Source organism: Thiomonas sp. UBA7699 (genome assembly GCF_002482605.1).
GTDB lineage: Bacteria > Pseudomonadota > Gammaproteobacteria > Burkholderiales > Burkholderiaceae_C > Thiomonas > Thiomonas arsenitoxydans.
This window is the reverse complement of the sequence record NZ_DLGH01000018.1, coordinates 22,272-35,218: the sequence shown is the minus strand read 5'-3', so window position 1 is coordinate 35,218 and position 12,947 is coordinate 22,272. Positions and strand designations below refer to the sequence as shown.

13 protein-coding genes are annotated in these 12,947 nt (G+C 64.4%); 5 read left to right on the top strand and 8 right to left on the bottom strand.

From position 1 onward, the window contains the following. Positions 1 to 58 precede the first annotated feature (58 nt). From tolQ to B3H47_RS07250, 3 genes are read left to right on the top strand one after another with little or no spacing between them, the layout of a single operon-like run. Positions 59 to 811 carry a protein TolQ gene (gene tolQ, locus B3H47_RS07260; RefSeq protein ID WP_013106721.1) on the top strand — a complete coding sequence of 251 codons (753 nt, stop codon included), beginning with the start codon at positions 59 to 61 and terminating at the stop codon, positions 809 to 811. Between the two features lie 50 nt (positions 812 to 861). Then, on the top strand, positions 862 to 1,329 hold the full coding sequence (locus tag B3H47_RS07255) for a biopolymer transporter ExbD (protein ID WP_013123955.1): 468 nt from the start codon (positions 862 to 864) through the stop codon (positions 1,327 to 1,329). A gap of 46 nt (positions 1,330 to 1,375) precedes the next feature. Next, positions 1,376 to 2,374: a cell envelope integrity protein TolA gene (locus tag B3H47_RS07250; RefSeq protein ID WP_276708823.1), complete on the top strand. Its 999-nt coding sequence runs from the start codon at positions 1,376 to 1,378 to the stop codon at positions 2,372 to 2,374. On the opposite strand, the gene dnaE is transcribed toward B3H47_RS07250, so the two are convergent. From dnaE to B3H47_RS07235, 3 genes are all read right to left on the bottom strand, one after another. Next, entirely contained in the window at positions 2,375 to 5,815 is a 3,441-nt protein-coding gene (gene dnaE / locus B3H47_RS07245; RefSeq protein ID WP_286730343.1) for a DNA polymerase III subunit alpha, read from the bottom strand. A 38-nt stretch (positions 5,816 to 5,853) separates the two neighbouring features. After that, a complete protein-coding gene (locus B3H47_RS07240; protein ID WP_286730342.1) occupies positions 5,854 to 6,024 on the bottom strand; it encodes a DUF86 domain-containing protein in 171 nt (56 codons plus the stop codon). An 89-nt stretch (positions 6,025 to 6,113) separates the two neighbouring features. Next, positions 6,114 to 6,404, bottom strand: a complete 291-nt coding sequence (locus tag B3H47_RS07235) for a nucleotidyltransferase family protein (protein WP_286730341.1) — start codon at positions 6,402 to 6,404, stop codon at positions 6,114 to 6,116. 191 nt (positions 6,405 to 6,595) lie between these two features. On the opposite strand from B3H47_RS07235, the gene B3H47_RS07230 reads away from it, so the two are divergent. Further along, positions 6,596 to 7,828, top strand: coding sequence for a cation:proton antiporter (locus tag B3H47_RS07230; protein WP_286986596.1), 1,233 nt, complete (start codon positions 6,596 to 6,598; stop codon positions 7,826 to 7,828). Continuing rightward, entirely contained in the window at positions 7,825 to 8,958 is a 1,134-nt protein-coding gene (locus tag B3H47_RS07225) for a YbdK family carboxylate-amine ligase (protein WP_286986595.1), read from the top strand. Before B3H47_RS07230 ends, B3H47_RS07225 begins: the two co-directional genes overlap by 4 nt. 28 nt (positions 8,959 to 8,986) lie before the next feature. Here B3H47_RS07225 and B3H47_RS07220 read toward each other — a convergent pair whose 3' ends face one another. The 5 genes from B3H47_RS07220 to B3H47_RS07200 are packed head-to-tail and all read right to left on the bottom strand — an operon-like array spanning position 8,987 to position 12,902. Beyond that, entirely contained in the window at positions 8,987 to 10,105 is a 1,119-nt protein-coding gene (locus B3H47_RS07220) for a glycosyltransferase (protein ID WP_286986594.1), read from the bottom strand. A 23-nt stretch (positions 10,106 to 10,128) separates the two neighbouring features. Then, positions 10,129 to 11,313 carry a glycosyltransferase family 4 protein gene (locus B3H47_RS07215; protein ID WP_286986593.1) on the bottom strand — a complete coding sequence of 395 codons (1,185 nt, stop codon included), beginning with the start codon at positions 11,311 to 11,313 and terminating at the stop codon, positions 10,129 to 10,131. After that, entirely contained in the window at positions 11,310 to 12,227 is a 918-nt protein-coding gene (locus tag B3H47_RS07210; RefSeq protein ID WP_286986592.1) for a GDP-mannose 4,6-dehydratase, read from the bottom strand. The genes B3H47_RS07215 and B3H47_RS07210 overlap by 4 nt, the downstream gene beginning before the upstream one ends. Then, a complete protein-coding gene (locus B3H47_RS07205; RefSeq protein ID WP_286986591.1) occupies positions 12,224 to 12,679 on the bottom strand; it encodes a PIN domain-containing protein in 456 nt (151 codons plus the stop codon). The genes B3H47_RS07210 and B3H47_RS07205 overlap by 4 nt, the downstream gene beginning before the upstream one ends. Continuing rightward, the gene (locus B3H47_RS07200; protein ID WP_286986590.1) at positions 12,669 to 12,902 is read right to left on the bottom strand and encodes a type II toxin-antitoxin system Phd/YefM family antitoxin; all 234 of its coding nucleotides are present in this window, start codon (positions 12,900 to 12,902) and stop codon (positions 12,669 to 12,671) included. Before B3H47_RS07200 ends, B3H47_RS07205 begins: the two co-directional genes overlap by 11 nt. Positions 12,903 to 12,947: the final 45 nt, after the last annotated feature.

Sequence of the window (12,947 nt, the reverse complement as noted above, 5' to 3'; positions counted from 1 at the left end):
CAGGCTGTCTCTCCTGAGCCGCGCGCTCACTCTCCCACTACTACAGCCAGACCTCCCTATGGATCAAAACTTCTCCATCGTATCCATGGTGCTCGGCGCCAGCATCGTGGTGCAGCTGGTGCTCGCCCTTCTGCTCTCCGTATCGCTGGCGAGCTGGACCGTCATCTTCCGCAAATATTTCGCCATCAAGTCGGCGCGGGTGAAGTCTGAAGACTTCGAACAGGAGTTCTGGTCGGGCACGGGGCTCAACGACCTCTACCAATCGGCGCTGAGCAACGGCCGCCACGGCAGCCCGCTGCAGCGCATCTTCGCCTCGGGCATGCGTGAATACCTCAAGCTGCGCGAGCGCCATGTGCTCGACGGCTCCACCCTGGTGGACGGCGCCCGCCGCGCCATGCGCGCCGCCTTCCAGCGCGAGATGGACGCGCTCGAAGCCAACTTGTCCTTTCTCGCCTCGGTCGGCTCAGTGTCGCCCTATGTCGGCCTGTTCGGCACGGTGTGGGGCATCATGCACGCCTTCGTCGGCCTGTCCAATCTGCAGCAGGTCACGCTGGCCACCGTGGCGCCCGGCATTGCCGAGGCGCTGGTGGCCACGGCCATCGGCCTGTTCGCCGCCATCCCCGCGGTGATCGCCTACAACTTCTTCGCCCGCGACATCGACCGCCTGGCCAATCGCTACGAGTCGTTCACCGAAGAGTTTTCCAACATCCTGCAGCGCCAGAGCACGCCCGCGCCGAGCGCCGCGCAGTCGGCCGCGGCAGCAAGCGCCGGGCGAGCCGGGCCGGTCACCGGCTTTGGCGGAGGGCGCTGAGATGACGCTACCGCGCTCACTTCGTTCGCTGATCCCTGGGAACTTCTGACATGCCCGCCCTCCAATCCAGCAGTCGTGGGCATCGCTCGCGGCGCGCTCTGGCCGACATCAATGTCGTGCCCTACATCGACGTCATGCTGGTGTTGCTGATCATTTTCATGGTCACCGCGCCGCTCATCACGCCGACCATGGTCAAGCTGCCCACCGTGGGCAATGCACCGCAGGCGCCCAGTACCTTGGTACAGGTCACCATCCAGAAGGACGACATGCTCGAAGTCTCGCTGCGCGACCCCAAGAGCAAGGCCGCCAACGCCGCGCCGCAGCCCGTCAGCCTCAAGGACTTGCCGCAGACCGTGCAGCAACTGGCCGCGCAGGCTGGCCTCAGCCTCGATGCCATGCCGGTGCTGATCGCCGCCGACAAAAACGTGAAGTACGACGCGGTGATGCGCGCGCTCAATCTGCTCAAACAACACGGTGTGGAGCGCGTGGGCCTGGCCGTCCAGTCCAACCCATCCTGATGCGTTTTTTCTCCCGTTTTTTAGCCCGGTTTTTTCCCCTTTTCCCATGAACACCGCGCGCTTATCCCCAGGCGACCCCTCCGCGCTGCGGCCGCCGCACGAACGCGGCACGCTGCGCGCCTTCGGCCTGGCCGCCCTGTTCCACCTACTGCTCATTGCCCTCATCGCCTTCGGCGTGCACTGGAAGAGTCACCCGCCCGAAGCGGTGGAGGCCGAGTTGTGGTCGCCCACGGTGCAGCGCGCCGCGCCCCGGCCCACCGCGCCGATGGAACGCAAGCAGCCGCAACCCCGGCCGCAGCCCGCCCCTCCGCCACCGCCACCGCCCAAACCCGTGGCGGCCCCCAAACCCGAGCCGCAGGTGCAACAGGCCGACATCGTGCTGAAGCAAGAGCGCGAAGCCGCGCTCAAAAAACAGCAGGCCGAGCAACAGACGCTGATCGAAAAACGGCTCAAGGAAGAACAGAAAAAACTCGCCGAAGAAAAGCAGCGCCTGGCCGAGCAAAAGCAGCAGCAGGAACTCAAACAACAACAGTTGGCCGAACAGCGCAAACAGCAGCAGGAAGAAAAACTGCGCCAGGAAAAGCTGGCCGAGCAAAAAAAGCTGGCTGAACAAAAGCGGCTAGCCGAGCTGAAGCAGAAAAAACTGGAGCAGCAGCAGGCGCAGCTTGCCGCCTCGTCGCGCGACGATTACATGAAGCAGTTGATGCAGCAGGCGGGCACCGGCGCGGCCAACAGCACAGGTACTGCGGCGCGCACCTCCGGTCCGTCGGGCACGTATGCGGCGCGCATCGCCAGTCTGGTGCGGGAGAACGTGACCTATCCCGAGATCAACCAGATCACCGGCGATCCGCGGGTGACGGTGCTGGTCAACCTGGCGCCGGACGGCACCGTGCTCACCGCGAAAATCGAGCGCTCCAGCGGTGTGACGAGCTGGGATCAGGCCGTGCTACGCGCCATCGAGCGGGTGCACCACTTCCCGCCCGACAGCAACGGCAAGATCTGGACGCCGATGTTGGTCAAAGCCGGGCCGCGCGACCCAAGCTGATCAGTAGTCGATCTCCGCCCGGCCGTCTTTCGAGATCTGGGCCAAGGCGCTCAGGATCGGATCGGTGGGTGGCAGGCGGCAGGCCGGCACACTCAGGCGCACTTGCGCCCCGGCGCGTTCGACGTCGAGCAGCAGCGGCAAGCCATCTTCGCTGGCGTGCTGGCGGGCCAGCCCCACCAGCGGCTCGGCCGAGCTGGCGCCGTTGAGTTTGAGACGGATACTTTTTCCCAAGCGGGCGCGGGCCTCTTCGAGCGTCCACACCGCGTCGGCGTTGAAACGCAGCCCGCCATTGAAGCGGTCGGTCTGTGCCTTGCCACGCAGCACCAGCAGGGCGTCGTCGCGCAGGCGGTCGCGCACGGTGTCGAGCAGGCTTTCGCCGATGACGATCTCCATCGCCCCGGAGCGATCTTCGAGCGCGAGGATGGCGATGCGCCCGCGCTGCGACTGCACCAGACGCACCCCGGCCGCGATGCCCGCGATAAGCACCGGGTCGCGCGAATCGACCAGATCCATCAGCGCAGTCGGGGCGAAGCGCCGCACCTCCTCGGCGCTGGCGTCGAACAGATGGCCGCTGAGGTAGTAGCCGATGGCGGTTTTCTCAAAGGAGAGCTTGGTGCGCAGATCCCAGGGCTCGACCTCGGGCAGCAGCGGCTCGTGCGCCGGGTTGTGGTCGCCATCGGCGGCGTCGGCGGCGAACAGGTCGAACAGCCCGGCCTGCTGCCGGGCGGCCTCGCGCTGCGCGGCGTAGTCCATCGCGGTTTCCACCGCGGCCATCACCGCGGCACGCTCGGGGTGCAGGGTGTCGAACGCGCCGGCCTTGGCCAGAGCTTCGAGCACGCGCTTGTTGAGGCGGGTGCGATCCACCCGTTCGGCAAAGTCGAACAGCGAAGTGAAAGGCCGCTCTTGCCGCGCAGCGATCACGGCCTCCACCGCAGCCTGGCCGTTGCCCTTGATGGCGCCCAAGGCGTAGCGGATGGTCTTGCTGTCCACCGGATCGAAGCGCCACTGCGAGGCGTTCACATCGGGCGGCAGCACGGCAATACCCCGCGCCTGCGCATCTTCCACCAGCACCTTGAGCTTGTCGGTGTCGTCGAGGGCGATGCTCATGTTGGCCGCGAGGAATTCGGCGGGGTAATGCGCCTTCATCCAGGCCGTCTGCACGGCGAGCAGCGCGTAGGCGGCGGCGTGCGATTTGTTGAAGCCGTAGCCCGCGAACTTCTCCATCAAATCGAAGATCTCGTTGGCCTTCTCCGGCTTGATGCCGTTTTTGGCCGCGCCTTCGGCGAAGATGCCGCGGTGCTGCGCCATCTCCTCGGGCTTTTTCTTGCCCATGGCGCGGCGCAGCAGGTCGGCGCCGCCGAGCGAGTAGCCACCGATGACCTGCGCCACCTGCATCACCTGCTCCTGATAGACCATGATGCCGTAGGTTTCCTCCAGCACCGAGGCCATGCGCGGGTCGGGATAGACCACGTCTTCCTTGCCCGCTTTGCGCGCGCAGTAGGTGGGAATGAGGTCCATCGGGCCGGGGCGGTACAGCGCCACCAGGGCGATGATGTCCTCAAAGCGGTCGGGCTTGGCGTCACGCAACATGCCTTGCATGCCGCGCGATTCGAGCTGGAACACGGCGACGGTGTCGCCCTTGGCCATGAGTTTGTAGCTCTTGGGGTCGTCCAGCGGAATGTCTTCGAGTTTGAAGTCGGCGCGGTCGGGGTGGTTGCGGCGGATGAGTTGCGCGCCCAGCTCCAGGATGGTCAGCGTAGCCAGGCCGAGAAAGTCGAACTTCACCAGCCCGGCGGCTTCGACATCGTCCTTGTCGAATTGTGAAACGGCGTCGGTGCTGCCCGGCTGCGCATACAGCGGGCAGAAGTCGGTAAGTTTGCCCGGCGCGATGAGCACACCGCCAGCATGCATGCCGATATTGCGCGGCAGGCCTTCGAGCTGCTGGGCGAGATCGAGTAGTTGCCTGACCTCCTCTTCCTCCTCGTAGCGCTGCGCCAGCAGGGGCTCCTGCTTGAGCGCGTCGGCTAGTGAGATGTGCTGGCCCGGCTTGGCGGGAATGAGCTTGGCGATGCCGTCGCAGAAGGTGTAGCTCAGATCGAGCACCCGCCCGACGTCGCGCACCGCGGCGCGCGCGGCCATGGTGCCGAAGGTCGCGATCTGCGACACGGCTTCGACGCCGTATTTCTCTTTCACATAATCGATGACGCGGTCGCGGTTTTCCTGGCAGAAGTCGATGTCGAAGTCGGGCATGGACACCCGCTCCGGGTTGAGAAAGCGCTCGAACAGCAGCGCGTACTCCAGCGGGTCGAGGTCGGTGATGCGCAGGCTATACGCCACCAGCGAGCCCGCGCCCGAACCCCGCCCCGGCCCCACCGGGCAGCCGTTGTTCTTGGCCCAGTTGATGAAGTCGGCCACGATGAGAAAGTAGCCCTCGAAGCCCATCTTGGCGATGATGCCCAGCTCGTACTCCAGCCGCTGCTGATAGCGCGGGCGGGCCGCTTCGCGCTGGTCGGCCTGCGGATAGAGCACGGCCAGCCGCTGCTCCAGTCCTTCCTGCGCCTGCTGGCGGAAGAACTCGGCGGGGGTCAGTCCCTGCGGCGTGGGGAACAGCGGCAATTGCGGTTTTCCCAGATCGAGCACCAGATTGCAGCGCTGGGCAATCGCCACGGTGTTGGCCAGCGCCGAGGGCACATCGGCAAACAGCGCCTCCATCTCGGCCTGCGACTTGAAATATTGCTGAGCAGTGAACTTGCGCTGGCGGCGCGGGTTGCCCAGGGTTTCGCCCTCGGCGATGCACACCCGCGCTTCGTGGGCATCGAAGTCGTCGGCCTTGAGGAATTGCACCGGGTGCGTTGCCACCACCGGCAAACCCAGTTCGGCCGCCAAGGGCACCGCCGCCTGCACGTGGGGCTCGCACGCGGCATGACCGCCGCGCTGCAACTCGATGTAGAAGCGCCCCTCGAACACAGCCGCGTGCTGCCGCGCCAAGTCACGCGCGGTGGCCGTGTCGCCCTGCAGCAGCGCCTGCCCAATGGCACCTTCATGCGCACCCGAGAGCGCGATCAGACCTTCGGCCAGCCCGCCCTCCAGCCATTCCCACTGCACCACGGCACGGCCGCGCTGCTGGTTGTCCAGCCAGGCCCGACTGAGCAGATCGCAGAGGTTGAGATACCCGGTGCGGTTCTGCACCAGCAGCAGCAGCCGTGTGAACTGCCCCGGATGGCGGGCGCTGCCCAGCAGCACATCACAGCCGATGATCGGCTTGACCCCGGCGTCCAGCGCGGCTTTGTAGAACCGCACGGTGGCAAACAGGTTGTTGAAATCGGTGATCGCCAGCGCCCCTTGCCCGTCGCGGACGGCCGCGGGCACCATGTCGTCCACGCGCAAGGCGCCGTCGACGATGGAGTATTCAGTGTGGGTGCGAAGATGGACGTAGGACATCGGGGTATTTTAGGGAGGCGCCGATCCCTGGTGCACACTCAATGAGCCGCCAATTTCTGCACCTCGGCCAGCACCAACGACCTCATGCGAGGCAGTTCTACCAGCGTGGTCTGCCACACAATGCCAAGGTCCACGGTGAAGTAGCCGTGAGCCACCGCATTGCGCAAACGATAGGCGTCGGCCAGTGCGGTCTCGGGATGCCGCTGCAAAAAATCCGGATATGGGCGAGATAGTCTGCCAGCCGCAGCGCATTCCGATTCAATGGGACACCCTCTGCGAAGTTCGCCTGTGAAGAGGCTTACACCGGCTTCGCTTCGGTGAGCACCTGGTCCCGGAACTTGGGCGGCAAGGCATTCGGCGTCAAAACGTCCACAAGCACGCCAAGCAGGCGCTCCAAAGCATTGCTAATGGCGTTCAGATCGAACAGTGAGGTTTCAGGCAGGGGATCGACCAGTAAATCAAGGTCACTGCCTTCCGTATCGTCGCCGCGCAAAACCGAGCCAAACACACGCGGATTTCTTGCATGGCGCGCCTCCACGATGCTGCGAATGGCAACACGGTGCGCGTATAAAGCCTCAGAAGGTTTCATCCGGCCGACTCCATGAAAGTTTGCGAACCATCATAACGCGGGTCTCAAAATTTTCGAGATCGCGTTATTTCAACATTTACTGCTTCTATTTTCCCTCTTTTCCGCCCATCTTTCCTGCAAATTCCCGCTCTGCTATGGTGTCAACCAAGGCAGCGACGACTGCCTATTTCACACACCGGAGACCCCGCAAGATGATCAACAGCTACCTGCCCGCATGGCCCTTGCATCCTGACGGGGTGTTCTGGGTGGGTGCCGCGCTGGTGTTGGCCACGCTCACGGGGGAATCGGTGTTTCGCTTTCTCAAGTGGCCGCGGCTGGTGGGCTATGCCGCGGCCGGCATGATTCTGGCCGCAGGCGGGGCCGGTCTCAATGTGTATGAGCTGCAGAACAGCGCCCGCGCCATTGTCGATACGGCCCTGGCCGTGCTGCTTTTCGAGATCGGCCACCGGGTGAATCTGCGCTGGCTGCGTGCCAATCCGGCGCTGCTGGGCATGAGCCTGCTCGAATCGGCGCTGGGCTTTAGCGCGGTATGGATCACTCTGGTGTTCCTGGGCTTCACCGCGTTGCAGTCGGCCATCGTGGCTGGGCTGCTCATGGCCACCTCGCCCGCCGTGGTGCTGCGCATCAGCAGCGAGTTTCGCACCAACGGGCAGGTGACCGAGCGCTTGCTGCTGCTCTCGGCCCTCAACACCTTTTACGCCCTGCTGGTCTGCAGCCTGCTGCTGGGCATGATGGACGCCGACGGCCCGCAGGGCGCGGCCGCCTCGGCGCTGCATCTGCTGTACCTGCTCGGCGGCTCGGTGCTGGCGGCGGCGCTGCTGGCCTGGGCGGTGAACTGGGTGGAGCGGCATTTCGACTTCCGCGACGAGGGCGGGGCGCTGATGCTCGTCGGCCTCATTGTGCTCACCCTCTCGGTCACCCGCATGCTCAACTGGTCGGCCCTGCTCACGCCTCTGCTGGCCGGCGCGCTGCTGCGCTGGCGCAGCCCCAGGCCCCGGCTGTGGCCGCGCCATTTCGGCACCGCAGGCGGTGTGCTCATGGTGCTGCTCTTCCTCATTCTGGGGCTGAGCCTCAACGCCCGCATTCTGCTGGCGGGCGGGCTGGCGGCGGCGTTGGTCATCGTCGTGCGGCTGGTGGCCAAGCTCGCCGGGGCGCTGACGTTCGGCCGCGTTAGCGGCGCGAGCTGGCGGCAGTCTGTCGCGCTGGGCCTGTCGCTCAACCCGGCCGCTGGCGTGAGCTTCGTACTTGCGCTGAGCTTTCTCGGCAGCTCGGCCGGGGCGGCGCTGCACCCCATGCTGGCCGTCGCGTTCAGCGCCATCGCCCTGCTCGAACTGCTCGCCCCGCTGCTCACCCGCTGGGCGCTGGGCTATAGCGGCGACATCGCCCCCGGCCCGGTCAGCCGCACCACGGGAGGAAGCGCATGAGTCTGGGGCCCTTCACCAAATCAGGCGCCTTGAGCATCGGCATCGAGCTGGAGCTGCAGATCGTCAACCGGCACAACTACGACCTCATGCCCTGCGCTCCCGATCTGCTGCGGCTGCTGCAAGGCCACAAGTTGCCCGGCGTGGTCACGCCGGAAATGACTGAGAGCATGATCGAGCTCGCCACCGGCATCTGCACCGGTTATGACGACGCCCTCGCCCAGCTCACCGAGATTCAGGGCGCGCTGGTGGAAGCCGCCAACAAGCTCGACGTGGGCCTGGCCGGCGGCGGCACTCACCCCTTTCAGCACTGGGCGCAGCAGCGCATTTTCGACAAACCGCGCTTTCTCCAGCTCTCCGAGCTGTACGGCTACCTGAGCAAGCAGTTCACCGTGTTCGGCCAGCATGTGCACCTGGGCTGCCCCGACGCCGATACCGCGCTCTACACCCTGCACTGCATCTCCCGCTTCATTCCGCACTTCATCGCCCTCTCCGCCTCGTCGCCCTATGTACAGGGCGAAGACACCGGCTTTCACTCCGCGCGGCTGAACTCGGTGTTCGCCTTCCCGCTCTCGGGCCGGGCGCCCTTTGCCCTGACTTGGGAAGACTTCGAGCGCTACTTCGACAAAATGACCGCCACCGGAGTGGTCAAAAGCATGAAAGACTTCTATTGGGACATCCGCCCCAAGCCCGAGTACGGCACCATTGAAGTACGCGTGATGGACACCCCGCTCACCATCACTAAGGCCGCGCGCATCGCCGCCTACATCCAGACCCTGGGCGCCTACATCCAGCGCGAGCGGCCCTTCCAGCCGCAGGAAGACGACTACCTCGTCTACACCTTCAACCGCTTTCAGGCCTGCCGCTTCGGCTTCGACGGCACCTTCGTCGACCCCGCCACCCGAGAACACCGCACCCTGCGCGAAGATCTCATCCGCACCCTCGTCAAACTCGAAGGCCACGCCGCAGACTGCAAATCTGACGTCGCCCTGCGCGAGTTACTGGCCGACGTCAGCGCCCGTGGCAACGATGCCGAGTGGATCCGCGAGGTGTTCTCACGCGAGCATCACCTGCCCGAAGTGGTGCGGCAGCAGGCGGGGCGGTGGATGACGGCGAGCCCGTACAAAGCCTGAACCGGCTGGCTGGCAAGCGCGGTGACGTTCAGATCAGCGATTGGTAAAGCGCAAGGGTCTGATTGACCATGGCCTCCACGCTGAAGCTCTGCAACACACGGGCCCTGCCCGCCTCGCCCAGCCGATGCGCCAGTGCCGGATCGGCAAGAACCCGGTTCAGCGCCCCAGCCAGGGCCGTAGCATCGCCAGGCGGCACCGTCAGTGCGCACACGCCCTCTGGCGCCAAGGCGTTGACCCCGTTGTGCAACCAGGTGTTGACCACCGGCTTGCCACAAACCATCGCCTCGGCCTGCACGATGCCAAAGGCCTCGGCCGTGGCAATGGAGGACAGGCAATACACGTCACAGGCATGAAAGTAGGCGGGCAGATCCACCTCGGGAATTTCTCCGGCGAAGTGCACCTGGGCGCCCGTGCCGCTTGCAAGTTCGCGCAGCTCGGCGCTCATCGGGCCGCTGCCACCTAACAACAAGACGGCAGGCACCGTCGCCATGGCCCGGATCAAAACATCGAAACCCTTGTAATACACATGCCGCCCGAGGGCGAAGACCAGAGGCTTGTGACCGTGCTGGGCACGCAGCGCCTCGGCCTTGCGCTGCACGGCCTCGGTCAGTGTGAGAAGCCGGGTATCGATGCCGAAGGGAATGACGTGGCGCTTATCCAAGGGAACGAAACGGTCCATCTGCGTGGAGTTCAGGTGCGCCTGCGTCGCCCCCACCACGGCGTCTAGCCGCTTGAGCAGGTGCGGTGCGAGCTGCTGGTACAGCGGCCCCAGAACCCGCTGGCGCACGATGTCGCTGTGCCAGCTCACCACCTGCGCCGGCTCTCCCGGCACCAGACTCGCTACCACATGCGCGAAGGGGTCGGGCCAATGCTGGTGCACCAAATCAAAGCGCCTTGCCTGTGCCAATTGCCGGGCGCGCCCAATCATCGCCGGGGCAATGGCCTGACTGCCCAAGTGCCCCCAAACGCCCACTGGCTCCACCCGCACGCCATCAACCAGCCGCGAACTGGCGCGGCCCGTAGTGTCGTAAACCAGCACCGAAACATCCACCCCCGCCGCCGCAAGCCCGCGCGTGAGCGTCTCCACATGGCGCTCCATGCCCCCCGGCCGCTCGAAGGCGTATTTGGCGATATGCAGAACGCGCATCAAAGACTCAACTCAATAGGGCATCAGGCGAGGCTGCGGTAGACCGCCAAAGTTTGCTGCGCGCACTTCTCCCAACTGAACGTTTTGGCACGTTCCAAGCCGCGCTCTGCGTGCTGTCTCGCCAACTGGGCGTCGTCGAGCAAGCGATACAAACCCTCGCGGATGGCCTCGGTGGAAAGAGGATCGACCTCCAATGCCGAGCCCGCCGACACCTCGGGAAGCGAGGTGACGTTCGAGGTCAGCACAGGTGTTCCGCTGGCAAACCCTTCCAACACCGGCAGACCAAACCCTTCATAGAGCGACGGGTAGGCAAAAACGGCTGCGGCTGAATACAGATCGACCACTTGCGAGCGCGGCAGGTAGCCCGTGCGCACAACTTCGCCCTTGGCTTCCAGCTCCCTCACCCGTGAAAGCAGGGTCGAATCGCGCCAGCCGCCGCCGCCCACAAGGACCAGCGGGCAGGCGCGGCGCGTGGCCGCTGGCAAATCGGCATAGGCTGCCACCAGGCGTTCCACGTTTTTGCGGGGTTCCAGTGTGGCGACGGAGAGCACAAAGCCCCGGTACCGAAGACCGAAGGCCTTCAAGGTCTCTGCAACCTCCTCCGCTGACCTCACGCGAAAGTCTGCATCCGCCCCGAGGTGGGTGACAAAAAGCTTGCCTGCCGGAATGCCATACACCTCTGCAAGTTCGCCCGCGACAAAGTGCGAATCGGTGACCACCCGGTCAGCCCTGGCTAACGCCGAAGCCAAATGCTTGTCGAGAAAAGCCACTCGCTCTGCCGGATGAAACTGCGGATAGCGCACATGCGACAGGTCGTGCGCCGTGATGACCAAGGGGCCGGCATATCGCACCGGGATGTAGTTAGGCTCGTGATAGAAAAATCCTTCGCTGGCCAAGGCACCAATACGACGCCCATCCTGCCACTCGCGCAAAGCCTGCCTTGCCGCATAGGCCCCTGGAACCCCCCGTATCGCCACCTTCAGCGCTGCGAGTCTGCCCCGTGGGCTCAAGGCCGGGGCGGAATGGGCAGACCGGTCTTCATTCACAAAAGCATGAAGCGCCTCACCACGATAAATGCGCCCCCCCAGGAAACCCGCCACGGCATCCAGTTCTCCCGTGGCCGCTAACGCCTCGATGAGATGTTGCGTGTAAAGGCCAATCCCGGTGCGCGGTGGCAACAGCGACTGCACATTGAACAGAACTTTCAAGCCACGGCTCCAGGGGCCGTATTGCCCTGCAGCATCCACGCCAGAGTGTCTTCCAGGGCATGGCGGGGAGCAAACCCCACGGCTTCCGTCAGCTTGCGATGCGAACCACGAAGCACGGGAATCTCGTTCGGCCGCACGAAGGCCGGGTTGACTTCCACGGCCATGGTGTGACCCGTCTGGCGGGTCATGATGTCCAGCACGGTGCGCAAGGCCACCGCCTTGCCCGAACAGACGTTGAAAACCTCAGACCGCACACCCGACTCCAACAGCCCCATGTAAGCCGCGGCCACATCGCGCACGTCCGAGAAGTCTCGGCTGACGTCCAGATTGCCCAGCTCGATCTTGGCCGCGCGGCGTTTGAAATGACTCACGATCTTGGGAATGAGAAACTTCTCGTCCTGCCCTCTCCCGGTGTAGTTGAACGGCCGTGTCATCACAATGGGCAATCGGTCAAACCAGGTGCGCACCATGTGTTCCATGGCGAGCTTGCTGCAGGCGTAGTGGTTGACGGGCGCGGGGCAGACCGATTCATCGATGATCTCGATACCCGGCGTGCCGTAGATATTGGCCGAGCTGGCGATCAACACCTTGCGAGGCAACTCGGCCAACGCCGCCAGGGCTTCGAGCAAATTCAACGTGCCGAACAAGTTCACGTCGTAAAACGCACGCGCATCGGCATGCCCCACAAAAGCCAGCGCAGCCAGATGCACCACATGCGTGGGCCGCACCTGCGCAACGGCCGCACGCACGGCCTGGGCATCGGTGAGCTCGCAGGCGATTTCTTCAGGGCACTGTGGTGAGCCTTGCACCAAGCCCACCACCTTCGAACCGCGCGCGCGCAGTGCAGCAGCAAGGTAATGCCCTGTGAAGCCACGAAGGCCGGTGATGAGAACGGTGTGCTGCTCGATGGTCATGGGCGCAATTGGGCCAAGAGAGGATGCGGAACGTCCGCATAAGGGTTGACGACCGTGACACCGCGCCATGTGAAGCCTTGTTGTAAATCTTCACTCAGCAAAACGCGACAGTGGTGGTCTGCGGCGACGGTGAGGATGAGCGCATCCCAAATATGCAGGCCATGGGCTGCGCACAAATCCATGGCCGCGATGAAAGCCGAGCCGGTGGAGTCTGCCACCTGAAAGGCATCGGCCCAGGCCAGCACGGCATCCCGCGCAAGCTCGGCAGGGCGTAACGCTTTACCTCGCAGCACGCGAAACAATTCACCCAGGCATTGCGCCGGAATAAGCACATCGCCCAGCGCCAAGTGCTCGATCAGTGCAAGGCTGGCATCGTGCTTGGCTGCGCTGCCCACACCTTCCGCGTAGGCAAGCACGTTGGTGTCTAGCGCAACGCGCAGATCAACGGTCATACAGTTCTTCGCGCTTCCAGGGAGGCAGATTTTGCGGCGGTTGTTTTTGCAAACGCTGCAAGAGCGCGCGTCTCGCCATTAAATGACCCTGCCCTGCCGAAACGGCACGCATGGTGGCGACGGATTTGCCGCGAGACAGAATGACAACCTGCTCACCCTGGCTCACCTCACGTAGCAGCGCGGAAAAATGCCGATTGGCCTCGCCAGCGGAAATGGTTTTCATGTGCGCCCCAATGAGTAGTGTTGAGCACTAATTGTAGTCGCGCAC